The sequence below is a fragment of the Shinella daejeonensis genome (assembly GCF_024281235.1).
Classification (GTDB): Bacteria; Pseudomonadota; Alphaproteobacteria; order Rhizobiales; family Rhizobiaceae; genus Shinella; species Shinella daejeonensis.
In genome coordinates this window covers 43,289-67,124 of record NZ_JAHWXY010000002.1, presented here as the reverse complement: position 1 = coordinate 67,124, position 23,836 = coordinate 43,289, and the positions used below count along the sequence as shown (strand labels likewise).

Here is a 23,836-nt window from a genome sequence, read left to right as displayed (position 1 = left end):
CGGACAGCATCTCATGGCCCTTGGCTTCATCAAGAAGATCTTCACCTTCGGAAAAGACACCGCCCCCGAGCAGAAACCGGAGGTACAGCCGGAAACGCCGGCCATCGAGCCGCAGGTGGCCGAAGAGGCTCCTGAGCAGGCCATGGAAACAGCCGGGCCGGTCAACGACGGCGAACGCGATACGCTGCTCGACGAGGCGGAGGCTGCCAATCCGGAAGCCGGCCACCACGTGCCACCGGAAGTCGAACCGGATATCTATCCGCTGCCGCATGCCCCGGAACCGCCGGTCGAAACAGAGACGGCCGGCAGCCCCGAAGATGATGCGGAGGCTCCCGCACCGGTCGTGGAAGTTACCGAGGCGGAGACAGCGACAACTGCGACGACGGAAGAGATCGCCGAGCCGGAAGACGAGGTCATGCCGGTCGAAGAGGCCCTGCCTGCCGAAGCGGACGACCCCGTTCTGCACGAGACGATCCGCCGCGAAGCGGACACGCCCGCCCCCGTCCTGCCGAAAGGCTTTGCGGCGGTCGAGGCGGAAGCCGTCACCGATGCTCCCCTGCCCCAGCAGAAAACCACCTGGTTCCAGCGTTTGCGCCAGGGGCTTTCACGCACCTCCTCACAGCTCACCGGCCAGATCGCCAGCCTCTTCACCAAGCGCAAGCTCGATGACGAGACGCTTCAGGACCTGGAGGATCTGCTGATTCAGGCCGACCTCGGCGTCGAGACCGCATTGCGCATCACCGACACGCTGGCCGCCGAACGCTATGGCAAGGACGTCACCGGCTCCGACGTCTCGCGCATCATGGCGAACGAGATCACCAGGGTCCTCGCTCCCGTCGCCAGACCGCTCGAACTCGACCTTGCGCACAAGCCGCACGTCATTCTGGTCGTCGGCGTCAACGGCACGGGCAAGACGACGACGATCGGCAAGCTCGCGGCGAAACTTTCAGGCGCAGGGCTGAAGGTCATGCTTGCCGCCGGCGACACTTTCCGCGCCGCCGCCATCGAACAGTTGAAGATCTGGGCGGAGCGCACCGGTTCCGATATCGTTGCCTCGAAGCTCGGCGCGGATGCGGCCGGCCTTGCCTATGAGGCCTACGAGCAGGCGAAGCTGAAGAAGAGCGATGTGCTGATCGTCGACACCGCCGGCCGACTGCAAAACAAGACGGAGTTGATGGCCGAACTGGAAAAGATCGTCCGCGTGCTCGGCAAGCTCGATCCGGACGCGCCGCATACCGTCCTCCAGACGCTCGACGCCACGACCGGCCAGAACGCGATGAACCAGGTCGAGATTTTCCGCAATGTGGCGGGTGTCTCGGGCCTGATCATGACAAAATTGGACGGTACGGCCCGTGGCGGCATCCTTGTGGCCATCGCGGCGAAGCACAAGCTGCCCGTCTATTTCATCGGCGTCGGCGAAGGGATCGACGATCTCGAACCCTTCGAGGCCCAGGATTTCGCGGAAGCGATCGCAGGAGTCGCACAATGAGCAATGCAGCGCCGGCCGAAGGCGGCGAGAAGATCAGTCCCCTTTTGAAGATGACGCTGGAGCTTGGCCCCCTCGTCGTCTTCTTCTTCGCCAATTCGCGCGGCGAATGGCTGGCGTCGCACTTTCCGGTCCTGGCCGGAATGGGCGGGCCGATCTTCATCGCGACCGGTCTCTTCATGGCGGCGACCGCCATTGCGCTTGTCGTCTCCTGGACGCTGACGCGCACCTTGCCGATGATGCCGCTGATCTCCGGCATCGTCGTCTTCGTCTTCGGCGCACTGACGCTCTGGCTACAGAACGACACCTTCATCAAGATGAAACCGACCATCGTCAACACGCTGTTCGGCGCAATCCTGCTTGGCGGCCTGCTGTTCGGCAAGTCGCTGCTCGGCTACGTGTTCCACGCCGCCTTCAAGCTGACGGACGAGGGCTGGCGCAAGCTGACGCTGCGCTGGGGCCTGTTCTTCCTCTTCCTCGCGGTGCTGAACGAAGTGATCTGGCGCATGTTCTCGACGGACTTCTGGGTCGCCTTCAAGGTCTGGGGCACCATGCCCATCACGATCCTCTTCACCCTTTCGCAAATGCCGCTGATCATGCGCCATTCCATCGAACCCGTCGAAGAGGGCGAGGCGTCCTGAAAAGATCCGGGCAGCGTCTTCGCGCTGCACCGGATCTTTTCGAGCCGCAGGAATACGGCCGGACGTCAGCTTTGAACATGCTGACTTTCCGGAGACGCCTTCGGCTTTGACAGGAGGCGCGTGATCAGGACGAAAAATACCGGGACGAAAAAGATCGCCAGTACCGTGCCCGTGATCGTGCCGAACAGCGTCGCATAGCCGATCGCCGTGCGCGCGCCTGCGCCCGCGCCCGTCGAAAGGACGAGGGGCGTGACGCCAAGGCCGAAGGCCAGCGACGTCATCAGGATGGGTCGAAAACGCTGCCTGGCGGATTGCCGCACCGCCTCCAGCGCCGTTTCGCCCAATGTCGTCATGCGCTCGCGGGCAAATTCGACGATCATGATGCCGTTCTTGCCGGTCAGGCCGACCACGGCGAGCATCCCCACCTGGAAATAGACGCCGTTCGACTGGCCGCCGACCCACGCGCCGATCAACGCTCCGAGGATGCCCACCGGCATGGCCAGAATGACGGCGATCGGGATCGACCAGCTTTCATAAAGCGCGGCAAGGCAGAGGAAAACCGTCGCGAAAGCCAGTCCGTAGAGCAGCAACGCTCCAGCTCCCGCTTCCTTTTCCTCAAGCGACATGCCGGTCCATTGCAACGTGAAGCCCGGCGGCAGCTTCTGCGACAGTTCTTCCATGACGGCGATCGCATCGCCCGACGTGTATCCGTCGGCGGCCGAACCTTCGATCTTCATCGCCGGCAAGGCGTTGTAGCGGCTGACCTGTTGCGGCCCGTAGACCCACTCCTGGGTTGCGAAGGTCGAGAAATCGACGAAGGCGCCATTCGCATTCTGGATTCGCCAGAGGTTCAGGTCTTCCGGCGTCGTCCGCGCCCAGGGCTCGCCCTGGACATAGACCCGCTTGATGCGGCCCTCATAGAGGAAGTCGTTCACGTAGGAACTGGACCAGACCGTCCTGAGGAAGGCGCCGACATCCGCTGCCGTTACGCCGACCGCCCCGGCTTTCGCCCAGTCGATATTGATGCGGAACTGCGACGCGTCCTCGACGCCGCTCGGGCGCACGCCGGTCAGGCGGGAGTCCTGTGCGGCAAGCCCCAGAAGCATATTACGGGCCGCAAGCAGTTCTTCATGGCTCTGGCCGGTATTTGCCTGAAGATAGGCCGTAAAGCCGTTCGAGGTGCCAAGCTCCATGACGGCGGGCGGCACGATGGGCACGACGATGGCCTCCTTGATGCCCCCCATCAGCGGCCCGAAGGCGCGTTCGGCAATGGCTTCGGCGGAATCCTCCGGCGCGGTCCGCAATCCCCAATCCTTCAGCTTGACGAACATCATCGCCATGTTCTGGCCCTGCCCGGAAAACGAGAAGCCCAGGACGGAGAAGACGGATTCGACATTGCGGGCTTCGGCCGTGGTGTAATAGGCCTCGACCTGTTTCAGCACCTCGCGCGTTTGTTCCGCCGTCGCGCCGGAAGGCAACTGTACGATCGTCAGCAGCGCCCCCTGGTCTTCGTCCGGCAGGAACGACGTCGGCGTGCTCTGATAAAGCGCCAGCATGCCCGCAACGATCAGGCCGTAAACGACAAGCATCCGCAGCGGCCCTGCCGTCACGCGCCGGACCAATCCGCCATAGCTCTCGACGATACGACCGAAGCGCGATTCGAAGCCGGCGCTGAACGCGCCGCCCAGCCGCGCCAGCATGCCCTTGCGCGGCGCGTGAGAATGCGGCTTCAACATGGTTGCGCAAAGCGCCGGGGTGAAGATCAGCGCGACAAGAACGGAAAGCCCCATGGCCGAGACGATGGTGACGGCGAACTGCTTGTACATTTCGCCGGTCGAGCCGCCGAAGAAGGCCATGGGTACGAAAACCGCCGAAACCACGATGCCGATGCCCACCAGCGCGCCGGAGATCTCGTCCATCGACTTGCGCGTCGCCTCGACCGGACTGAGATGCTCCTCCTGCATGATCCGCTCGACATTCTCGACGACGACGATCGCGTCATCGACCAAGAGGCCGATCGCCAGCACCATGGCGAGCATCGTCAGCGTATTGATCGAGAAACCAAGCGCCGCCATGATCCCGAACGTGCCCAGAAGGACGACGGGAACCGCAAGCGTGGGAATAAGCGTCGCCCGGAAATTATGCAGAAAGACCAGCATGACGAGGAACACCAGGACGATGGCCTCGATCAGCGTATAGATAACAGCCTCGATCGACAGCAGCACGAAGGGCGTCGTATCATAGGGAACGACGTAGCTGATACCGGCAGGAAAGCTTGCGGACAGGTCTTCGATCTTCGCCTTGACGAGATTGGCGGTTTCGAGCGCATTCGCGCCCGATGCGAGCTGAATGGCCATGCCTGAGGCAGGCTTGCCGTTGAAGAAGGACGAGATTTCGTAGTTTTCCGTGCCGAGTTCGGCCCGTGCCACATCGCGCAGAAGAACCATTCCGCCATCGGTATCGGCGCGCAGCACGATGCTTTCGAAATCCTCCGGCGTCTTGAGCAGGGATTGGGCGGTGATCGTCGCGTTCAGAAGCTGGCCGGGAGGCGCGGGCATAGCGCCGAAGGAGCCGGCCGAAATCTGGGCGTTCTGCGCGGAGATCGCGTTGACGACGACACTGGGAGAAAGGTCGTAATATTTCAGTTTCAGCGGGTCGAGCCAGATCCGCATGGAGTATTCGGATCCGAACACCTCGACCTTACCGACGCCGGTAAGCCGCGAAACCGGCTCGACCATGTACGAACTCAGATAATCGGCCAGATCGATATTGCTGCGCGCGCCGTCGTCGGAGACGAGGCCGATGACCATGAGAAAGCCGGTCGCGGATTTCTCGACCGTCACACCCTGCCGGGTCACATCCGCGGGAAGGCTTGCTTCGGCCTGCGCCAGCTTGTTCTGCACTTGCACCTGCGCGATGTCGGGATCGGTGCCGATGGCGAAGGTCAGCGTCACGGTCGCGCGTCCGGTCGACGTCGTCGACGAGTCGATGTAGCGCAGCCCGTCGAGGCCGGTCATCTCCTTCTCGACGATCTGGACGACCGTGTCCGCAACGGTTTCCGCCGATGCGCCGGGATAGGTCGCCCCGATGACGATCGAGGGACCGGCGATGGAGGGATATTGCGAGACCGGCAGGCGGGTGATCGACAGAACACCCAGCCCCATGATGATGATCGCGATAACCCATGCGAAGATGGGGCGGTCGATAAAAAAGCGGGCCATGATTCAATTACCCTCGCCCGGCGCGGCTTGCAAGTTCTCCCCGGTGGCCTGGACCTGGACCTCGGCCCCGGGCGCAGCCTTCTGGAAACCGGATACCACGATGGATTCACCGCCCTTCAGGCCGCCCGTCGTGACCCAGCGGTTGCCCTCGGAGGTGACGATGGTCAGTTCCCGGACGGCGATCTTGCCGTCCTCGACGATCCACACGCTGGCGGCGCCGCTTGCATCGCGCATCACCGCGTTCTGCGGCACCAGAACCGCGCCCTCCGTCACGCTCGTCGGCAATTCGACCTCGACGTAAAGACCGGGAAGCAATCGGTGGTCGGCGTTCGGGAAACTGATGCGCAGGGTCACCATGCCGGTGGTCGGCTCGACCTGCGGCTCCGCCGCCTTGATCTCGCCTTTCGCCTCGAAGACCTGCCGGTTGGGCAGGAACATGGTCGCGCTGGAATGTTTCATGGCCTCGCGCTGCTCCTGCGACGCGCTCCAGTCGAGAAGGTCGTTTGCCGACAGCGTTACGTCGACATAAATCGGATCCAGCGTGCGGATCGTCGTCAGCGCGGTGGCCTGCAAGGCGCTGACCAGGGCCCCCGTCGTCGTCTGGGACAGACCGATCACCCCGGCGATGGGCGCACGAACGGTCGTGCGGTCAAGCTCGATTTCGGCGCTGCTCAATTGGGCTTTGGCCATTTGCAACGCCGCCTCGGCCGCGCTTTGCGTCGCGACGGCCTTGTCCCGATTGGCGGCCGTGCCGGTGTTGGAGGAGAAAAGGCTCTGTGCGCGCTCCGCCTCGATGACCGCCAGATCATAGTTGGCCTGCGCCTGCGAGACCGCCGCCACGGCTGCCGCGACCGCAGCGCGATAGGTGACGCTTTCGATCTGGTAGAGCACGGCGCCGGCTTCGACGGTGGCGCCCTCCTCGAAAAGACGCGTCTCCAGAATGCCGGAAACCTGAGGCCGCACCTCGGCGATGGTCGATGCCTTGACGCGACCCGGAAGGCGGGCCGTCGACGTGAAATCCGTCGGCGTCGCCGTCATGACGGAGACCGTCGGCAGAGGCTGCTGGGCGACGGACACGACCGGCAGGAGGCCGACCGTTGCAAAAATGGCCGAGGCGAAAATCGCCCCTTTTCTGAAGCTTCTTGGCATGGGATCCCTCATAGGGCGTTTGAAAAAATACGAAAAAGCGGCAGCATCCGAGTGCCGCACAAATGGCTGCGCCGGTCAATGTTGAAAACAAAGCGGGACCGGTTCGGGTCGGAGATCCCGATCGGCGAAGCGCGATGAACCCGGAGACAAGCAGTATCCGACGGTCCACAGTGGAACTGGCAGCATTTCACGGGGGACACCGAACCTCGAAGAATTCGACCTAGGCGCATGCCCGGGAGGGATGATAAAGACAACGCTGAGATTGACCGCATCGCGGTACACTGTATCATAATATGAGAATGGGAGCGGAAATGTCAATGCACACCGAACATCCAAGCGTGCGAGGACTGTATGATGGCCGTTGAAAGTGACAGAACCATCGGGATCCAGGTCATTGCGCGCGCCGCCGCGATCCTGCGCCAACTCGGCGACCATCCCGACGGATTAAGCCTGGCTTCGATTGCCAAAAGGGTCGGACTGGCGCGCTCGACGGTGCAGCGAATCATGCAATCGCTGGAGGCTGAAGGCTTTGTCGAGCTTTCGGCACAGGGGCATGGCTTCCGTCTTGGCCCCATGCTTTCGGAACTCGTCTATCGCCGGCAAGCCGACATCGTGTCCGAGGTGCGCCCTCTGCTCGAGCAACTATGCGGTGAACTGGGAGAGACCGTAGCGCTTTGCGCGTTGGCCGGCCGTAATCTCGCGGCGATCGATCGCTGTATTGCTGAACAGCCGCTACGCGTCGTCTTCCCTTTAGGCACGGCTCCGGTCCCGGCTCATCAACTCGCGGCCGGCCGCTCGATTATAGCTGAATTGCCGCCCGAACGGGCCAAACAGATACTTTCGGAATATATGTCGGAAACCGACGTCTCGCATGAATTGGAAGCCATCTACCGCGAAAAGGACATTGCCCGGGATACATCGAACTTCTTCGCCGGCGTCTGTAGCTTCGCCGTGCCCTTGTGTACTCATCTGGGCCTTTATTCCCTGGCGGTCGTTCTGCCGACGATTCGGGTCGAAAGACGAGAAGACGCCATTTTCGCAGGCTTGCGAAACTGCCGTGACAGGATAGAAGACAAAATCGGAGCTGTCGCGTCTGCGTCCGGCACCCACGGGCAAGCAACCTCTCTTGCTGATGTTCCGCTCCGCTGATCAGTCATAGTCCAGCCTGAAAGGCTGCTGCCGCTTGCTGATCGCCTCCATGCACGCCGTCAAACGGCCCCGAAACCGGGCCACATCCTCATCATCAAGCCGGGTGTCACCCGTTCAATCTGCCAAAGGAATGTTGATATCCCATGGAAACAGCGACCAAAGACCCGGATGCGAGTGAGGTGGCGGCCAAGTCGCCGAGCCTGCGCTTCGCCTGGCGCGGTTCGGAAAGCTGGCGCGGGCTGAAGGCGGCGCTGCCGATGATGCTCGGCTTCATTCCCTTCGCGCTGGTTCTCGGTTCGCAAGCGGCGCAGAAGGGGTTCAGTGTCGCCGAGGTTCCGCTGATGACGGGCCTCAATTTCGGCGGCGGTTCGGAATTTGCCGCAGTCCAGCTCTGGACATCGCCGCCGCATCTGCTGCTCATCGTCGCGATCACCTTCCTCGTCAACAGCCGGCACCTGCTGATGGGTGCGGCTTTCGCGCCCCTGATCCGGCACCTGCCGAGGCGCCAGGCCTTCACGGCGCTGTTCGTCATGTGCGACGAGAGCTGGGCTCTCGGCCTTGCCGATGCGCGCCGGACCGGCCGGCTGTCGATGCCCTATTATTTCGCAATGGCTTTCGGCTTCTATATCTGCTGGGTGGTCTTCACGACGGTGGGAGCGCTGGCAGGTCCCATTCTCGGCGATGTCACCCGGTTCGGTTTCGACATGGCTTTTCCGGCGGTCTTCCTCGTCATGCTCGCCGGCATGTGGAAGGGGCCGGCAGCCGCACGGCCCTGGCTGGTGAGCCTCGTCGTGGCCGCACTGACCTATGTCTTCATTCCCGGCGCCTGGTATGTGCCGGCGGGCGCCCTCTCCGGCGTGCTCGCCGCCTTTGTGCTCGCGAGACCGGCATGATAGACCCTCTCAACCTTGCGACCATCCTCGCGATGGCGATCGTCACCTATCTGACGCGCGTCGGCGGCTATCTGTTCCTGCGCAACCGCACCCTCAGCCCGCGGCTGACGACAGTGCTGGAAAGCGCGCCGGGCTGCGTTCTGATCACCATCATCGCGCCGCAGTTCGTCAGTGGTCATCCGGCAGACCTGATCGCGCTTGTCATCACCACCATCGCCGCCACCCGCCTGTCCCTGCTGCCGACCGTCCTCGTGGCAATCGTCTCCGCCGGCATCCTGCGCAATCTCGGCTGACGACGGCCCGTCGTTGCGGCCAGCGCCAATCCACAGGCGTGGCTTGACTGGCAAATGCTTTGCTGCATAGTGAGCGCACTTCCGAGGGGCGCACCGAACGGTGCTGAGATGGCGACGAGCCGAACCCTTGAACCTGATCCGGGTCATACCGGCGTAGGAACGGAACAAGGGTCCAAGGACCAGAATTCCCTCTACCGCGCTTACCGGATCTCCTTGCCAGTCGTTTGGAGATCGCCATGTTTATCTTTCCTGCCGCCATGAAGCCCTCGTCCGGATCGCGCATCTAGGCGAACGTCCCATGCCGTTTTTCCGCGCCGCGCTGCGGACGGTCGCAATCCTGCTTGTCGTCTGGCAGGGGCTGATCCTGACGCTCGAACCGCCACGCTACATCCTGCCGGCGCCGCTTGAGGTGTTTGCCGCACTCATCCGCCAGTGGCGCTTCCTCGCCGGCAATGCGTTGGTGACGCTCGGGGAGATTGCCGTCGGCTTTACCATCGGCAGCCTGCTCGGCATCGCCACGGCGATCGCCACCGTCGCATTGCCCCGCTTCGGCCGGGCGATCTGGCCGCTGGTGCTGGTGATGCAGGCCTTCCCGGTCTTCGTCCTGGCGCCTTTGCTCGTGGTCTGGTTCGGTTTCGGCATGGCCTCCAAGGTGGCGATGACGACGCTCATCATCTTCTTTCCCGTGGCCTCCGCCTTTTCGGACGGATTGCGGCGCATCGAACCCGACCTGCTCGACGCCACCGCCATGACCACCGCGACACACTGGCAGACGCTGCGGCATGTCCGCCTGCCGCTTGCCCTGCCCGGACTGGTTTCCGGCCTGCGCGTCGCCGCCCCCCTTGCGCCGCTCGGCGCGGTGGTCGGCGAATGGGTCGGAGCTTCGGCCGGGCTCGGCTTCGTGATGGTCCAGGCCAATGCCCGCATGCAGACCGACACCGTCTTCGCCGCGATGACGGTGCTTGCAGCCCTCACGCTTGTTCTTCGCCACGCGATAGATGCGCTCGCCCCCCTCCTCACGCCCTGGATGCAGGAACGATGACTTTTCTCAAACCCCTCAAAGAAATGGGAATCCTGATGATACGCCTCCTCCTTGTCGCCCTTCTGACGGGCTTTTCGCTCGTCACACCCGCCCGCGCCGAGACGCCGGAACGGGAAAAGCTCACCGTCATGCTCGAATGGTTCGTGAACCCGGACCACGCCCCGCTGGTCGTCGCCGACAAGCTCGGGTTCTTCGCACAGCAGGGTCTCGACGTCGAACTGCTGCCCCCGGCCGACCCGTCCATGGTGCCGCGCGCGGTAGCCGCGGGCCAGGTGGATATCGGCATCCACTACCAGCCGAACCTCTATCTCGATCACGCCGCCGGCGTACCGCTCAAACGCTTCGGCACATTGGTCGAGACGCCGCTCAATACCCTGATGGTCCTTGCGGACGGCCCCGTGAAATCGATCGCGGATCTCGCCGGAAAGCGCATCGGCTTCTCGGTCTCCGGCTTCGAGGACGCCATGCTCGGCAGGATGCTGGCCGAAGCCGGCGTGCCGCGGGAGAGCGTCGAACTCGTCAATGTCAACTTCGCCCTCTCCCCCTCCTTGATCGCCGGCAAGGTCGACGCCACCATCGGCGGCTTCCGCAATTTCGAACTGACGCAAATGCGCCTGGAGGGTCACGAAGGCCATGCCTTTTTCCCGGAGGAAAACGGCGTCCCGGTCTATGACGAACTGATCTTCATCGCCAGACCCGACCTCCTGCCGGACGACCGTCTGAAGCGCTTTCTTGCCGCCGTCGAACAGGGAGCGATCCATCTGACCAATCATCCCGATGAAAGCTGGAAACTGTTCGTGGAAGCCTACCCCGATCTCGACAACGAACTGAACCGGCAGGCCTGGAGCGACACCCTGCCCCGTTTCGCAAAACGGCCGGCGGCGCTTGATCATGCCCGTTACGCCCGTTTTGCCGCCTTCATGGCCGAAAGCGGCCTGATCGAAACGGCCCCGCAGGTCGAAGATATCGCGGTGGAACTGCCATGACCGCTCTTCATGCCGATCCAGCCACGCTCCCCGCACTCGCCGCCGGCCTGCTCGACGATCTGCGCGCGCGCCGGCCGCGCGTGCATTGCCTGATGAACACCGTCGTCCAGAAGTTCGTGGCCGACGGGCTGACGGCGCTCGGCGCGGTCCCCTCCATGACAAGCGCTGCCGAAGAGGTCGCCGCCTTCGTGCACAAGGCCGATGCGCTCGTTGTCAATCTCGGCACGCTCGACGCCGGCCGCCGTCAGGCGATCGGGGTGGCGCTCGACGCCGCGGCGCGGGAGGGGCGGCGATGGTCGCTCGATCCCGCGCATTGCGACTATTCCCCCTCCCGTGCCGGCTTCGCCCGCGCACTGCTGGCGCGGGAACCGGCGGTTCTTCGCGTCAACAGGGACGAGCATGAACTGCTCGCCGCCCCCGCACGGATCGCCACCGTCACCACCGGATCGGTCGACCGGATCACCTGGAACGGAACCGCCCTGCGCGTGGAAAACGGCCATCCCCTGATGGCCCAGGTCACGGGAACGGGTTGCCTTTCGGGGGCGCTCATCGCGGCCTTTCTGGCGATCGAAGGCAATGCCTTCACCGCAGCGGCGGCGGCCGCCGCCGTGCTGGGCGTCGCCGGCGAGATCGCCGCCCGCTCCGCCACGGGACCCGGCAGCTTCCAGCCGGCCCTTCTTGACGCGCTGGCGAACCTTTCGCCCGCCGACCTTATCGCTCATGCAAGGATCAGCAATGAACAGGATTGACTACCGGTTGAACGCCATCGTCGACGGCAGCCTGCGGGATATCGGCGCGCTGCCGGCGCTGGCTTCGCTTGCCGCCCGCAATGGCGCGACCATCATACAATATCGCGACAAGAACGCGCCGACCCGCCTGATGATCGAAACGGCACAGGCGATCCGCGAGGCGCTTGCCGGCAGCGGCGTGCCATTCGTCGTCAACGACCGGGTGGACGTGGCGCTGGCGAGCGGTGCGGACGGCGTTCATCTCGGGCGGGAGGATATGGCGGCGGAAACCGCCCGCAGCCTGCTCGGCCCGCAGGCGATCATCGGACTGACCGTGAAGAATACGGCGGACGCCGAGCGCGCCATCGCCGCACCGATCGACTATGCCTGCATAGGCGGCGTCTACGAAACACTGTCCAAGAACAATCCGGACGCGCCGCTCGGCATCGACGGCTTCATCAGCCTTCGCGCGCGCATCCGCGCAGCCCGCCCCGACCTGCCGGTCGGCGCCATCGCCGGTATCGACGCGGCGCGGGCCGGGACGATCGCGCAGGCCGGCGCCGACGGCGTCGCCGTCATTGCCGGTATTTTCCGGTCGCAGGACATGGAAAGCGCCACGAGGAACCTGCGCGTTGCCGTTGACCGCGCGCTGGGCGGAGACAGGCCATGACAGCCATCGCCCTCACCATCGCCGGTTCCGACAGCGGCGGCGGAGCCGGCATCCAGGCGGACCTGAAGACCTTCTCGGCGCTCGGCGTCTTCGGAACCAGCGCAATCACCGCGCTGACCGCGCAGAACACGCAAGGGGTCTGCGCTGTGGAGGACGTTTCGCCCGCCATGGTTGCCGGCCAGATCGATGCGATCTACGCCGATATGGCGGTCGGCGGCGTCAAGATCGGCATGGTCTCGCGTATCGACACGATCCAGATCATCGCGGAGCGGCTGCGCCGCTACGGGGTGCATCCGGTCCTCGATCCGGTGATGGTGGCGACCACCGGCGCGCGGCTGCTGCAATCCGACGCGGTGGAGACCCTGAAAGCGGAGCTTCTTCCGCTCGCCGCCATCGTCACGCCGAACATGCCCGAGGCGGCCCTGCTCACCGGGACGCCGATTGCCGCCGATGAGGCGGAAATGGCGCGGCAGGGCGAGTTGCTCCTTGCTGCGGGGGCCGCGTCGGTGCTGCTCAAGGGCGGCCATGGAAGCGGCTCCGAAAGCGTCGATCTGTTCTTCGACGGACAGGGCATGGCGCGGCTTGCCGCGCCCCGTATCGCGACGCCGCATACCCATGGCACGGGCTGTACGCTTTCGGCCGCCATAGCGGCCGGGCTTGCATGCGGCCTCGAACTCGGCGACGCCGTCAGACAGGCCAAGGATTACGTTCACGCCGCCCTGCGCGCGGGCGTAACCCTCGCCATTGGAAAGGGGAGCGGCCCGGTCCACCACTTCCATCGCTGGTGGTGAACCGCTGTTTTTGCCTATTGGCTCGGCCGGTCGGGGAGCAAGGCCCAGAAGGCGAAAAGCGGCGTGTCTGCGGACCGCATGGCATGCCGGATGCCCGGCGGATTGTAGAACGATCCGCCGACGCCGGGCGAGAACCATCCGGAATCGCCATGCATGAATTGGCTGTCCGACAAAACGAGATAGGTCTCTTCCGGCGCATGATCGTGATCGGGATAGCGCACATTCGGCGCCATCAGGGTGACGCCGAGCCAAGCGTCCCTGCGATTTTCCAGACCGCCCGGCCCGACGATCATCGCATTGGCGTGGCCCGTGGAAAAGTTTTCGCTCGCCGTCCCGGTGTCATCCGGCCGCGGCTTCCATTCGAGCTGCGGCTCCAGCTGTGCGAACCGCTCGACGAGGCCGTCGAGCAGCGGCCGTCCCGTCCGTCCGGCAAAGACGCCGGCGAGATGCTCGCAGACCGGCGCGCGTCGGCCGATCTCCGGCCGCTCCGGTTGCGGCGTCTCGAGAAGAGCGAAGATCCGCTGCACGGACCGGCGTCCCTCGGGGTCCGTGACGGCATCGTCATAAGCGGCGAAGGCCGCGTCGAGGAAATCTTGCAAAGCGCCGTTGCGAACCATCGTCAGATATCCTTGGCAAGACGCAGGGCGTCGTAGATCGCGGCATGCGTGTTGCGGGCGGCGACCGCATCGCCGATCCGGTAGAGCTGATAGGCGCCTTGCGGATTTCGCTCGACGGTCTGGGTTTTACCGGCGATCAGTTCCTCGTAATCCACCGCACCGAGATTTGTCGATCCCGGCTTCAGTTCAAAATATAAGTCATCCAGCGGAATGGTTCCGTGATTGACGACAATCTGATCGACCGTGCGCTGCCTTGCAACGCCGCCGTAATCGCTGCCGACATGGGCGATGAGCTGGTTGCCGCTCCTTTCCGCCGCCTCCAGCCGCCAGGTGACGGTAAAGGTCGTATCGAGCTTCTGTAGCGACCGCATGTAGGGGACGAGGTTCATCGCCATGACCTCCGGTGCGAAGGAGCGGTCCGGCGTCATGATCTCGACCTTGCCGCCCGCCTTGGCGATGAACTCGGCGGCCTGGAGACCGGAATGGTCGCCGGCATCGTCATAGACCAGCACATTGGTTCCCGGCTTCACGTCGCCGGAGATGATGTCCCAGGCAGAGACGACCAGATCGTTACCCTTCGTCAGCACCTCGGTATGCGGCAGGCCGCCGGTCGCGACGATGATGACATCCGGCTTTTCGGCCAGAACCGTGCCGGCTTCGGCCCAGGTATTGAAACGGAAGGTCACACCGAGCTTCTCGCACTGGTTCATGCGCCAGTCGATGATGCCGATCATCTCCCGCCGGCGCTCGCTCTGGGCCGTCAGCCTGATCTGCCCGCCGGGATTGTTCGCAGCCTCGAAGACGACGACCTCATGACCGCGCTCGGCCGAAACGCGAGCCGCCTCGAGGCCCGCCGGACCGGCGCCGACGATCACCACCTTCCGGCGCACATCCGCTTTCGGAATATCGTGCGGCATCGTCTCCTCGCGGCCGGTCGCCGCGTTATGGATGCAGAAGGCGAGCCCGCCCTGGTAGATGCGGTCGAGACAGTAATTCGCACCGACGCAGGGCCGGATGTCATCTTCCCGCTTCTCGATGATCTTGCGCAGGATATGCGGGTCGGTCATATGGGCCCGCGTCATGCCGATCATATCGACCTTGCCGGAGACAATGGCATGGCGGGCGGTGGCGACGTCCTGGATCTTCGCCGCATGGAAGGTGGGAAAATCCGTCGCGGCGCGGATTTCTCCGGCGAAATCCAGATGCGGCGCGCTTGCCATGCCCTGGATGGGAATGACGTCGGTCAGGCCCGGATCCGTATCGATATGGCCGCGGATGACGTTCAGATAGTCGATAAGACCGCTTTCCTTCAGGCGACGCGAGATTTCAAGGCCCTCCGCCTTGCCCGTACCGCCGGGAAGACATTCGTCGGCGGTGTAGCGGACACCGAGGATGAACTCCTCGCCCACGCGCTCGCGGATCGCCGTGAACACATCGAGACAGAAGCGCATGCGGTTTTCGAGCGAGCCGCCATAGGGGCCATCGAGTTCGTTCGTCAGCGGCGAGGAGAACTGGTCGATAAGATGGCCGTAGGCTTCCAGTTCCACGCCGTCCATGCCGCCCGCCTTCATGCGCTCGGCGGCATCGGCGAAATCCTTGATGATCCGCTCGATATCCCAGTCTTCCATCTTCTTCGGAAAGGCGCGATGAGCGGCTTCGCGGTGATGGGACGGCGCGACGACGGGGAGCCAGTCACCCTTGTCCCAGCGCGTGCGCCGGCCGAGATGGGTGAGCTGGATCATGATCGCAGCCCCCTCTTCATGCACGGCATCCGTCATCTGGCGGATCCACGGCACGATCTCGTCCTTATAGGCGAGCAGGTTGTTGAAGACCGGCGGACTATCCTTCGAAACGGCGGCCGAGCCGGCCGTCATCGTCAGCGCCACGCCGCCCCTCGCCCGCTCCACCGTATAGGCCCGGTAGCGCTCCTTGGGCATGCCGTCCTCCGGATAGGCCGGTTCGTGCGAGGTCACGATGATACGGTTGCGCAGCGTCAGATGCTTCAGTCGGTAGGGCTGAAGAAGAGGATCGCTCGACATGCGAAAGACTCCGGTTAATTGGCTCCAGGGTAACGCTAAAAGAGAATGTACATATATGTCAACGGCCAAAAACAACGTCGTCCGGCATTTGGACATTAATGTACATTTTGCTTGCGGGAAGGCGTGGAACTTGCTAGAAGCGCACCATGGAGCACGCTATCGCTGATACTGGCTGGCGAGGATCTCACGAGGGATGGCTCGGGGCCGCCTATGAATCCCTGCTCGAATCCGGCGTGGATTCGGTAAAGATCCTGCCGCTTTCCAAACGGCTCAATCTTTCCCGAACCAGCTTCTACTGGTTCTTCAAGGACCGGGAAGAGCTTCTGGATACCCTGATAGCGCGCTGGCGCGACAAGAACACCGGCGGCATCATCCGGCAATCCGAGGCCTATGCGGAATCCGTCGCCGAGGCCATGCTCAACGTTTTCGACTGCTGGATAAGCAAGGACCTGTTCGACTCCCCGTTCGAATTCGCAGTCCGGAGCTGGGCGCTGCAATCGACGGACATCCTGGCCGAAGTGCAGCGGGCCGATCAGGCAAGGATAGACGCGCTTTGCCGCATGTTCATGCGCTTCGGCTACGACGAGGGTCCGGCCGATGTCCGTGCGCGCACGACCTACCTTGTCCAGATCGGGTATATTTCCATGCAATCCAGGGAAGACCTCGCTCTCCGCATGAAGCGGATCCCCGAATATATCGCGATCTACACCGGCCAGACGCCGCAGCAGCGGGAGCTTGACCGCTTCTTCTCGCGGCATGGCTACAGGCCCGATTGAGAGAAGCCCGGATATGAATGCTCCATTGCGAATTGGTATAATCGGTGGAGCAGGATGGCTCGGCGGCGCCATTGCCGCCGCGCTGCTCGATGCAGCGATCGTACGGCCGCAGGACCTGTCGCTTTCCTTTCGAAACAAACAGCCGGACCGGTTTCCTGCATCGTTCTGGACATCGGACAATCAGGCGCTTGCCGACCGTTCCGACGTGATCGTGCTATCCGTCCGGCCCGCCGACTGGCCCGGTCTGAAGGTCGATGCCCGGGGCAAGCTCGTCGTCTCCGTGATGGCCGGCATCCGCCTCGATGCGCTTTGCACGCAGCATGGAACGACGCGCGTGGTCCGCACCCTGCCGAACGCCGCCGCCGAGGTCCGCAAATCCTATACCCCCTGGATCGCCACCGGGGCCGTCGGCAAGCAGGACCGAGCCCTCATACGCACGATCTTCGATACCTGCGGATTTCAGGATGAAGTCCGCACGGAGGCCGAAATCGACTACCTCACCGGCCTCACCGGCTCGGGACCGGCGTTTCCCGCCCTGCTCGCCGAGGCGATGATGGCCGACGCCATGACCCATGGCCTTGATCCCGACACGGCCCGGCGCGCCGTCAACGCGCTGATCGTTGGCGCCGGCCGCCTGCTGGAAAAACGGGACGACTGCCCCGCCGAAACGGTCCGGACCTTCCTCGACTATCAGGGCACGACCGCGGCCGCGCTCACGGAGATGAAGGCTGCGGGCTTTGAGGCCGCCGTTTCACGCGGACTGGCGATGGCATTCCGGAAATCGGTGCGTATGGGAGGTGACTCCTGACCCCGTGAGGCGGGCTTCTGCGGCATCCCGCCCGAAAAACAACAGCCGCACAACAGAGGGAACGACAATGAAAAGCCTGCTTGCATCGACATGCCTCATCTTCGGCATTCTGGCCGCATCGTCTTTCGCCCACGCCGCCGACTGTGGTGACGTCACCATCGCCAGCATGAACTGGCAGAGCGCGGAAGTGATCTCCAACCTCGACAAATTCATCCTCAACGAGGGTTATGGCTGCAACGCCGAGATCACCATCGGCGATACGGTGCCGACGATCACGTCGATGGCCGAAAAAGGCCAGCCGGACATCGCACCCGAGGCCTGGATCGATCTGCTGCCCGACGTCGTCAAGAAGGGAACCGAAGAAGGCCGGATCATTCAGGTCGGCTCGCCGCTTCCCGACGGCGGCATTCAGGGCTGGTGGATTCCAAAATACTTTGCAGAGGCACATCCGGACATCAAGACCATTCCGGACCTTCTGAAACATCCCGAGCTCTTCCCCGATCAGGAGGACCCGAGCAAGGGCGCGATCTTCAACGGTCCGCAAGGTTGGGGCGGCACGGTGGTGACGACGCAGCTCTTCAAGGCGTTCGAAGGCGAAAAGGCCGGCTGGACGCTGGTCGATACCGGCTCCGCCGCCGGCCTCGACGGGTCGATCGCGAAAGCCTATGCACGAGAGGAAGCCTGGGCCGGCTATTACTGGGCGCCGACCGCACTCCTCGGCAAATACGACATGGTGCAGCTCGAAGCCGGCGTGCCCTATGACGAAGCGGAATGGAAGCGCTGCAATACCGTGGCGGATTGCCCGGATCCGAAGCCGAGCGCATGGCCGGTCGACACGATCGTGACGCTCGTCGCCAAGCCGTTCTCCGAGAAGGCGGGCCCCGAGGTGATGGATTATCTGACGAAGCGCTCCTGGAGCAACGAGACGATCAACAAGCTGATGGCCTGGATGACCGACAATCAGGCGACGGGTGAACTGGGGGCGAAGCAGTTCCTCAAGGAAAACCCCGACATCTGGAAGGCCTGGGTCTCCCCGGAAGCCGCCTCCAGGGTCGAATCGGCGCTTTAACGCCGGCCCGGTACATGCGGAAACCGGACTTTCGTCCGGATCTGCGTCGTAACAATGGGACAGGACATCTCCGGTGGCTCGATCGTCACCGGAGATGTTTTGAAAGCCCGCCGGAAGCAGCGTGATGTCGCGGCGCGGTGGAATCCGGGCTACGGTTTCGAACCGTCCACGGACGGCAGCCTTGGATCGACCCATTCTCCCCGTTGCCGGCTGGAGCGCAGCGCCGCCTCGATGAAGGCGATGCCGATCGCGCCGTCCTCCACCGTGGCGCAGGCGACGGGATGCGGTACGGCCGTTCCCGAAATCTTTCCCCAGAGCGCTGCGGCGATCTCGGAATAGATATTGGCGAAAGCCTCCAGATATCCTTCCGGATGGCCGCGCGGCACGCGGGTCATGCGCTGTGCGTCGGCGGAAAGGCCGGCTTCGCCGCGCCCGATGATCTGCACCGGCTTGCCCTGTTCGCTGAACCGCAGGTGGTCGGCGTCGTCCTGACGCCATTCGAGCCCGGCCTTGTCGCCATAGACCCGGATACGCAGGCCGCATTCGTTGCCGGGCGCCACCTGCGTCACGATCATCGTCCCCTTGGCGCCGTTTTCGAATTCGAGCAGAAGGTGTCCGTTGTCATCGAGACGACGGCCGGGCACCATGGTGTGCAGCGCGGCGGAAAGCCCCGTCACTTCCTGGCCCGAGACGAAACGGGCCAGATGATAGGCGTGCGTTCCGATGTCGGCGATGGCGCCGCCCGCCCCCGATGTCGCCGGATCGGTCCGCCAGGCGGCATGGCGGTCGCCCATCAGGTCGATCGGATCGGTGAGCCAGTCCATGACGAATTCGACATGGACCAGCCGGACGGTTCCAAGCCGACCGTCCGCCACGCGCGCTCGCGCCTCGCGGATCATCGGATAGGCCGCAAAGCCGTGAGTGACGAAGAAGCACAGGCCGGTGCGGCGCGCCTGTTCCACGAGAAGAAGGGCGTCATCGAGTGTCGTCGTCAGCGGTTTGTCGCAAATCACATGGATGCCGGCGTCGAGAAAGGCCTTCGCCGCATCGTAGTGAAGATGGTTCGGCGTGGTGATGGCGACCGCCTCGATGCCGTCGGGACGCCCGGCCTCCGCGCGCGCCATCTCGCGATAGTCGCCATAGACCCGGTCGGGGGGCAGGAACCAGGCTTTGCCTGCCTCCTTGGAAACATCGGGCCTGGAGGAAAGTGCGCCGGCGACAAGTTCGTAACGGTTGTCCATACGGGCGGCCAGTGCATGCACCGGACCGATGAAACCGCCCGCTCCGCCGACGATGCCAAGGCGAATACGACGCGGCGGGGCCGAAAGCTTCTCCGCCATTGTATAGGCCGTTGCCTGTGCAGACATGGTTTGTCGCCTTTCGTTATCGCTTGCTCAGCGGGTGGTGTGCCGCAGACGCGCTGCCCGGAGGGTATCGAGATAGACCGCGGCGATCAGGATGACGCCGACGACGATCTGCTGGATGAAGGGCGACATGCCCATGACGTTGAGGCCGAAGCGGATTGCCGACATGATCAGCGCCCCCATCACCGCGCCGAACACCGTGCCGCGACCGCCCATGAGACTGCCGCCGCCGATGACCACCGCGGCGATGGCATCCAGTTCGTAGCCGAAGCCGATACCGGGATGGGCCGAATTGATACGCGCCGCCAGCACGATGGAACCCAGACCCGCCGTTCCGCCGACGACGGCATAGAAGGCGAGCTTGTAGGCCCGGACGTTCACACCGGCCCGGCGTGTTGCCTCCTCGTTGCCGCCGATGGTGAAGGCGTAGCGGCCGAGGCGTGTCTGATAGAAGACAAAGGTCATGATCAGCGCGAAGCCCATCAGGATGAGAACCGGAACCGGGATCGACAGCACCGTGCCGCCACCGAAGAATTCGAAGGTTTCCGGGAAGCCGTAAAGCGAGCGGCCGTTGCTGATCGTCAGCGCAAGGCCCTGGGCGATCCCGAGCATGCCGAGCGTGACGATGAAGGGCGGCAGACGCGCATAGGAGATGAGGAAGCCGTTGACCGAACCGACGAGAACGCCGGCCCCGATGGCAGCGACGAATCCCAGATAGAGCGGCAGGCCCCCGTCGATGACGGCGATCCCCATGACCACCATGCACAGCGACATGACGGTTCCGACGGAAATATCGATGCCGCCGCTGATAATCACCATCATCATGCCGATGGCCAGAATGGCGCGCGTTGCTGCCTGAAGGACGATAAGGCTCAGGTTGTCGAGCGAGATGAAGCCGGAGGTGAGGACTTCCATCAGCAGGATGATCCCGAGGAAGACGAGAACCGTCGATCCCTGTTCCATCAGCTTCGACAGCCGCGCCTTCAGCGAGACCGGCCCACGCGCGCCATATGCCTTTTTGGTGAGAACGCTCATTGGCCGGCCCTTTCGGTAGCGGATTGGCGATCGGTCAGAAGCGGCTCCTCGGTGCCGCTGACGATCATGCGCACGAGTTGATCGCGATCGGTCGCCGCCTTCGGCCGGTTGGTGACGAGGCGGCCGGTCTTGAGAATGACCACACGATCGGCGACCCTCATGACATCGCTCATATTATGGCTGATGAGAACGATGGCTTCGCCGCGTTCGCGCAGGTTCTCGATGAGACGCAGCACCTGTTCCTGCTGGGTGACACCGAGGGCTGCCGTCGGTTCGTCCATGATGATAAGCTTCGCCGCGCCGTAAACCGTCTTGGCGATGGCGATGGTCTGGCGCTGGCCACCGGAAAAATCGCGGACCTTCGCCTCGATATCGGGAATGTTGATTTTCAGATCCGCAAGCAACGCGCGGGTTTCCTCACCCATGCGCCGGCGATCGAAAATCCGGACAAGGCCGCCGAGGCAGGGCTTCTTGAGTTCACGGCCGAGAAACACATTGGCGGCCACGTCGATATTGTCGCAGAGCGCCAGATCCTGATAGACGGTCTCGATGCCAAGCGCCTTGGAGCGGGCCGGCGAATTGATATGGACCGGCGCGCCGTCGACGCGGATTTCCCCGGCATCGGCGATGACCGCGCCGGCAAGGATCTTGATCAGGGTGGATTTGCCTGCACCGTTGTCGCCGAGCAGGGCGACGACCTCTCCGGCTCCGACCGAAAAATCGACATCTTCAAGCGCTGCGATGCCGCCGTAATATTTCGAGATGCCCCGCATTTCCACGATAGGCGCGGACGTATCCGCGGCGGCCGCATTCTGCTGAACCATGCTGCTACTCCGCAAGAGATTCACCTCCGGTGACGGCGGCCGGCAACGCGGCCGCCGTCACGCATCGCCCGTCAGTCGGCGAGACCGAGAACGTCCTTGCGATATTCCTTCACGTTCCAGCTGTGCAGCAGCTTCATGCCGGAATCGATTTCCTTCGGCATATCGGCCGCAGCTTTGCCGCCGCTGATGATATCGTTCAGGATCGTCACGGCCTGCTCGCCCATGCCGCGCGCGCTCTGCGAGACATCGCCGGCAGCGCGGCCCGAAAGAATGAGGTCGGTGCCTTCGGGGATACCGTCGAAGCCGATGACGATGACGTCATCGCGCTTGCGGCGGCGCAGGACTTCCGCCGCGCCGACCGCCATGAGATCGGAGGAGGCGAAGATCAGGCCGACATCCGGATTGGCGGACAGGATCGCCTCGGTAGCCTCGACGCCGCCCGGCGTCGTCCAGTGGCCGGTAATCGAGGAGACAAGCTCGATATCCGGATATTTGGCGATCCCTTCATGGAAGCCTTTCACGCGGTTGATGGCCGCTTCCGACCCCGGCTCGCCTTCAAGCTGGGCAACCTTGCCGGAATAGCTCAGGAGCGCCGCGGCATAGTCAGCGGCAAGGCCCGCCGCCCGGACGTTGTCGGTCCGCACGAGAGAGACATAATTGGCCGGATCGGTTTCCACGCCGCTATCGACGAGAACCACGGGAATGCCGGCTTCCGCAGCCCGTTTGACCACCGGCGCGAGCCCTTTGGAATCGAGTGCGGCCAGCACGATGCCGTCCACCTTGCGCGAGATCAGGGCCTCCATGGCGGACACCTGCTCCTCGATCGCCCCATGGCCGGAGACACTGTGGATTTCCATCGACAGGCCAAGCTCCTCGCCCTTGGCGACGGCGAAATTGGCGAGGTTGTTCATGAAGGTGTCGTTGATGACGGTTTTCGGCAGAACGCCGATCACCTTGCCTTCCTGGGCGAAAGCGGCAGGCATGGCGGCTGCCAGAAGCACGGCCGCGGAACCGGCCATCAGGGTACGGCGTTTGATGTCCATTTCGATCTCCTCCCGAGTGATCCTGAACATGGCGGATTTCCCAAGCGGGGCTTCCTCTTCGGATCGTGCCGCCGAAGGATCCTCCATCCTTTCGCGGCGCCGCCATTGTGCCGCTACCGGTAGCAGTTGAAAATTTGCACGTCAACATGTATTCGCAATTTTTGTTGCGAACCTTCCAAAGGCGGCCCGCGTCAGGCATAAGTCGCCGGAATCCGCGAGGAGGAAACCCTGAGCAAGACCCCCACCTCGGCCGATGTCGCCCGCCGCGCCGGCGTGTCCAAATGGACCGTGATCCGCGCCTTCACGCCGGGCGCGCAGATTGCTCCCGACACGCGCGAGCGGGTGCTCGAAGCGGCCGCCGCGCTAAGCTACCAGCCGAATCTTCTCGCGCGCAGCCTTGCGACCAAGCGCACCAACCTCATCGGCATCCTCGTCGACGACTTCGCCAATCCGTATAAGTTGCCGACGCTCGAACGGCTGACCGGCGCACTCCAGAGCAACGGCATGCTCGGCGTCCTGATCAACATCAACCGCGACTACGATCATGTGGCGGCGATCGCCAACGCCCGGCAACGGCAACTGGACGCGATCGTGCTGTTCGGCACGGCCTTCCATGACGACACGATCACCTCCGCCGACATCCCGATCTACGTTCTGGCGCGCGACAGCACCATTTCCTCCATTCCATCGGTGACCTGCAATGCGGAGCGGGCGATGGAGGAAATCTGCGCCCACCTGGAGAAGCGCGGCTACCGTCGTCCGGGCTTCATGGCCGGGCCCCGCACGGTTTCCACGGCGCTCGGCCGGCGCCGGCGTTTTGCGGACTTCTGGAAGAAACGGGGACTGCCCCTGGCGGCAGAACTCGACGCGGCCCGCTATGACCGTCACACCGCCGCCGCGGCGTTGCGCGCCTATCTTGAGGATACGCCGCCAACGGAGCGGGCCGACGTTCTGATGTGCGAAAACGACATTCTCGCCCTCGGCGCGCTCGACGTGGCGCGCAACGAATTCGGCTTGGCCGTACCGGACGATCTCGCGATCATCGGCTATGACGATATCGATTTTTCCGGCATGGCCGGTTTCAATCTGACGACCTACCGCCAGCCCTACGAGCAGATGGTCGACACGCTCGTCGACATGCTGATGGGCCGGCGGCCATCGCAGACCGTCCGGCTTCCCGGCAGGCTCGTCGCGCGCGCCACCGGCTGAGTT

General features: G+C 63.7%; 22 protein-coding genes and 1 riboswitch. Of the genes, 14 read left to right on the top strand and 8 right to left on the bottom strand.

What is annotated here, in order from left to right; genetic code table 11:
• Positions 1-13 precede the first annotated feature (13 nt).
• Positions 14-1,489, top strand: a complete 1,476-nt coding sequence (ftsY, locus tag KYK29_RS06880; protein ID WP_254690158.1) for a signal recognition particle-docking protein FtsY — start codon at positions 14-16, stop codon at positions 1,487-1,489.
• Positions 1,486-2,127, top strand: a complete 642-nt coding sequence (locus KYK29_RS06875; protein WP_254690157.1) for a septation protein A — start codon at positions 1,486-1,488, stop codon at positions 2,125-2,127. Before ftsY ends, KYK29_RS06875 begins: the two co-directional genes overlap by 4 nt.
• Before the next feature lie 65 nt (positions 2,128-2,192).
• Here KYK29_RS06875 and KYK29_RS06870 read toward each other — a convergent pair whose 3' ends face one another.
• Both KYK29_RS06870 and KYK29_RS06865 read right to left on the bottom strand, forming a co-directional pair.
• A complete protein-coding gene (locus KYK29_RS06870) occupies positions 2,193-5,348 on the bottom strand; it encodes an efflux RND transporter permease subunit (RefSeq protein WP_254690156.1) in 3,156 nt (1,051 codons plus the stop codon).
• Positions 5,349-5,351: 3 nt separating this feature from the next.
• Positions 5,352-6,497: an efflux RND transporter periplasmic adaptor subunit gene (locus KYK29_RS06865; protein ID WP_254690155.1), complete on the bottom strand. Its 1,146-nt coding sequence runs from the start codon at positions 6,495-6,497 to the stop codon at positions 5,352-5,354.
• Positions 6,498-6,848: 351 nt separating this feature from the next.
• Here KYK29_RS06865 and KYK29_RS06860 point away from each other — a divergent pair, with 351 nt between their 5' ends.
• The 8 genes from KYK29_RS06860 (at position 6,849) to thiD (ending at position 13,049) form a co-directional block, all read left to right on the top strand.
• Positions 6,849-7,646 carry an IclR family transcriptional regulator gene (locus tag KYK29_RS06860; RefSeq protein WP_254690154.1) on the top strand — a complete coding sequence of 266 codons (798 nt, stop codon included), beginning with the start codon at positions 6,849-6,851 and terminating at the stop codon, positions 7,644-7,646.
• A gap of 257 nt (positions 7,647-7,903) precedes the next feature.
• Positions 7,904-8,539, top strand: a complete 636-nt coding sequence (locus KYK29_RS06855) for an AzlC family ABC transporter permease (protein WP_437437242.1) — start codon at positions 7,904-7,906, stop codon at positions 8,537-8,539.
• The gene (locus KYK29_RS06850; protein ID WP_254690152.1) at positions 8,536-8,832 is read left to right on the top strand and encodes an AzlD family protein; all 297 of its coding nucleotides are present in this window, start codon (positions 8,536-8,538) and stop codon (positions 8,830-8,832) included. The genes KYK29_RS06855 and KYK29_RS06850 overlap by 4 nt, the downstream gene beginning before the upstream one ends.
• 74 nt (positions 8,833-8,906) lie before the next feature.
• Positions 8,907-9,009, top strand: a riboswitch (TPP riboswitch).
• A gap of 121 nt (positions 9,010-9,130) precedes the next feature.
• Positions 9,131-9,874 carry an ABC transporter permease gene (locus tag KYK29_RS06845; protein ID WP_254690151.1) on the top strand — a complete coding sequence of 248 codons (744 nt, stop codon included), beginning with the start codon at positions 9,131-9,133 and terminating at the stop codon, positions 9,872-9,874.
• Between the two features lie 35 nt (positions 9,875-9,909).
• Positions 9,910-10,860, top strand: coding sequence for an ABC transporter substrate-binding protein (locus KYK29_RS06840; RefSeq protein ID WP_254690150.1), 951 nt, complete (start codon positions 9,910-9,912; stop codon positions 10,858-10,860).
• Entirely contained in the window at positions 10,857-11,609 is a 753-nt protein-coding gene (locus tag KYK29_RS06835) for a hydroxyethylthiazole kinase (RefSeq protein WP_254690149.1), read from the top strand. Before KYK29_RS06840 ends, KYK29_RS06835 begins: the two co-directional genes overlap by 4 nt.
• Complete coding sequence (gene thiE / locus KYK29_RS06830) at positions 11,596-12,258, top strand: thiamine phosphate synthase (RefSeq protein WP_254690148.1); 663 nt, start codon at positions 11,596-11,598, stop codon at positions 12,256-12,258. The genes KYK29_RS06835 and thiE overlap by 14 nt, the downstream gene beginning before the upstream one ends.
• Complete coding sequence (gene thiD / locus KYK29_RS06825; RefSeq protein WP_254690147.1) at positions 12,255-13,049, top strand: bifunctional hydroxymethylpyrimidine kinase/phosphomethylpyrimidine kinase; 795 nt, start codon at positions 12,255-12,257, stop codon at positions 13,047-13,049. Before thiE ends, thiD begins: the two co-directional genes overlap by 4 nt.
• Positions 13,050-13,063: 14 nt before the next feature.
• Here thiD and KYK29_RS06820 read toward each other — a convergent pair whose 3' ends face one another.
• The gene (locus KYK29_RS06820) at positions 13,064-13,666 is read right to left on the bottom strand and encodes a dimethylsulfonioproprionate lyase family protein (RefSeq protein ID WP_254690146.1); all 603 of its coding nucleotides are present in this window, start codon (positions 13,664-13,666) and stop codon (positions 13,064-13,066) included.
• 2 nt (positions 13,667-13,668) lie between these two features.
• The gene (locus tag KYK29_RS06815; RefSeq protein ID WP_254690145.1) at positions 13,669-15,705 is read right to left on the bottom strand and encodes an NADH:flavin oxidoreductase; all 2,037 of its coding nucleotides are present in this window, start codon (positions 15,703-15,705) and stop codon (positions 13,669-13,671) included.
• A gap of 146 nt (positions 15,706-15,851) precedes the next feature.
• Here KYK29_RS06815 and KYK29_RS06810 point away from each other — a divergent pair, with 146 nt between their 5' ends.
• The 3 genes from KYK29_RS06810 (at position 15,852) to KYK29_RS06800 (ending at position 18,358) form a co-directional block, all read left to right on the top strand.
• Complete coding sequence (locus KYK29_RS06810) at positions 15,852-16,481, top strand: TetR/AcrR family transcriptional regulator (RefSeq protein WP_254690144.1); 630 nt, start codon at positions 15,852-15,854, stop codon at positions 16,479-16,481.
• Positions 16,482-16,494: 13 nt separating this feature from the next.
• Entirely contained in the window at positions 16,495-17,289 is a 795-nt protein-coding gene (locus KYK29_RS06805; protein ID WP_254690143.1) for a pyrroline-5-carboxylate reductase family protein, read from the top strand.
• A gap of 67 nt (positions 17,290-17,356) precedes the next feature.
• Positions 17,357-18,358: an ABC transporter substrate-binding protein gene (locus tag KYK29_RS06800; RefSeq protein WP_254690142.1), complete on the top strand. Its 1,002-nt coding sequence runs from the start codon at positions 17,357-17,359 to the stop codon at positions 18,356-18,358.
• A 149-nt stretch (positions 18,359-18,507) separates the two neighbouring features.
• Here the strand turns inward: KYK29_RS06800 and KYK29_RS06795 are convergent, their stop codons facing one another.
• From KYK29_RS06795 to KYK29_RS06780, 4 genes are all read right to left on the bottom strand, one after another.
• Positions 18,508-19,725, bottom strand: a complete 1,218-nt coding sequence (locus tag KYK29_RS06795; protein WP_254690141.1) for a Gfo/Idh/MocA family protein — start codon at positions 19,723-19,725, stop codon at positions 18,508-18,510.
• Between the two features lie 27 nt (positions 19,726-19,752).
• Positions 19,753-20,757, bottom strand: a complete 1,005-nt coding sequence (locus tag KYK29_RS06790) for an ABC transporter permease (protein WP_254690140.1) — start codon at positions 20,755-20,757, stop codon at positions 19,753-19,755.
• The gene (locus KYK29_RS06785; RefSeq protein ID WP_254690139.1) at positions 20,754-21,581 is read right to left on the bottom strand and encodes an ATP-binding cassette domain-containing protein; all 828 of its coding nucleotides are present in this window, start codon (positions 21,579-21,581) and stop codon (positions 20,754-20,756) included. Before KYK29_RS06785 ends, KYK29_RS06790 begins: the two co-directional genes overlap by 4 nt.
• Positions 21,582-21,652: 71 nt before the next feature.
• Positions 21,653-22,654, bottom strand: coding sequence for a sugar ABC transporter substrate-binding protein (locus tag KYK29_RS06780; protein WP_254690138.1), 1,002 nt, complete (start codon positions 22,652-22,654; stop codon positions 21,653-21,655).
• Positions 22,655-22,852: 198 nt separating this feature from the next.
• On the opposite strand from KYK29_RS06780, the gene KYK29_RS06775 reads away from it, so the two are divergent.
• Positions 22,853-23,833, top strand: coding sequence for a LacI family DNA-binding transcriptional regulator (locus KYK29_RS06775; RefSeq protein WP_254690848.1), 981 nt, complete (start codon positions 22,853-22,855; stop codon positions 23,831-23,833).
• Positions 23,834-23,836 lie beyond the last annotated feature (3 nt).

Bases quoted from the DNA above. Each gene is read 5' to 3' on its own strand.
- ftsY (WP_254690158.1), top strand. From the start codon at position 14: ATGGCCCTTGGCTTCATCAAGAAGATCTTCACCTTCGGAAAAGACACC.
- KYK29_RS06875 (WP_254690157.1), top strand. From the start codon at position 1,486: ATGAGCAATGCAGCGCCGGCCGAAGGCGGCGAGAAGATCAGTCCCCTT.
- KYK29_RS06870 (WP_254690156.1), bottom strand. From the start codon at position 5,348: ATGGCCCGCTTTTTTATCGACCGCCCCATCTTCGCATGGGTTATCGCG.
- KYK29_RS06865 (WP_254690155.1), bottom strand. From the start codon at position 6,497: ATGCCAAGAAGCTTCAGAAAAGGGGCGATTTTCGCCTCGGCCATTTTT.
- KYK29_RS06860 (WP_254690154.1), top strand. From the start codon at position 6,849: ATGATGGCCGTTGAAAGTGACAGAACCATCGGGATCCAGGTCATTGCG.
- KYK29_RS06855 (WP_437437242.1), top strand. From the start codon at position 7,904: ATGATGCTCGGCTTCATTCCCTTCGCGCTGGTTCTCGGTTCGCAAGCG.
- KYK29_RS06850 (WP_254690152.1), top strand. From the start codon at position 8,536: ATGATAGACCCTCTCAACCTTGCGACCATCCTCGCGATGGCGATCGTC.
- KYK29_RS06845 (WP_254690151.1), top strand. From the start codon at position 9,131: ATGCCGTTTTTCCGCGCCGCGCTGCGGACGGTCGCAATCCTGCTTGTC.
- KYK29_RS06840 (WP_254690150.1), top strand. From the start codon at position 9,910: ATGATACGCCTCCTCCTTGTCGCCCTTCTGACGGGCTTTTCGCTCGTC.
- KYK29_RS06835 (WP_254690149.1), top strand. From the start codon at position 10,857: ATGACCGCTCTTCATGCCGATCCAGCCACGCTCCCCGCACTCGCCGCC.
- thiE (WP_254690148.1), top strand. From the start codon at position 11,596: ATGAACAGGATTGACTACCGGTTGAACGCCATCGTCGACGGCAGCCTG.
- thiD (WP_254690147.1), top strand. From the start codon at position 12,255: ATGACAGCCATCGCCCTCACCATCGCCGGTTCCGACAGCGGCGGCGGA.
- KYK29_RS06820 (WP_254690146.1), bottom strand. From the start codon at position 13,666: ATGGTTCGCAACGGCGCTTTGCAAGATTTCCTCGACGCGGCCTTCGCC.
- KYK29_RS06815 (WP_254690145.1), bottom strand. From the start codon at position 15,705: ATGTCGAGCGATCCTCTTCTTCAGCCCTACCGACTGAAGCATCTGACG.
- KYK29_RS06810 (WP_254690144.1), top strand. From the start codon at position 15,852: ATGGAGCACGCTATCGCTGATACTGGCTGGCGAGGATCTCACGAGGGA.
- KYK29_RS06805 (WP_254690143.1), top strand. From the start codon at position 16,495: ATGAATGCTCCATTGCGAATTGGTATAATCGGTGGAGCAGGATGGCTC.
- KYK29_RS06800 (WP_254690142.1), top strand. From the start codon at position 17,357: ATGAAAAGCCTGCTTGCATCGACATGCCTCATCTTCGGCATTCTGGCC.
- KYK29_RS06795 (WP_254690141.1), bottom strand. From the start codon at position 19,725: ATGTCTGCACAGGCAACGGCCTATACAATGGCGGAGAAGCTTTCGGCC.
- KYK29_RS06790 (WP_254690140.1), bottom strand. From the start codon at position 20,757: ATGAGCGTTCTCACCAAAAAGGCATATGGCGCGCGTGGGCCGGTCTCG.
- KYK29_RS06785 (WP_254690139.1), bottom strand. From the start codon at position 21,581: ATGGTTCAGCAGAATGCGGCCGCCGCGGATACGTCCGCGCCTATCGTG.
- KYK29_RS06780 (WP_254690138.1), bottom strand. From the start codon at position 22,654: ATGTTCAGGATCACTCGGGAGGAGATCGAAATGGACATCAAACGCCGT.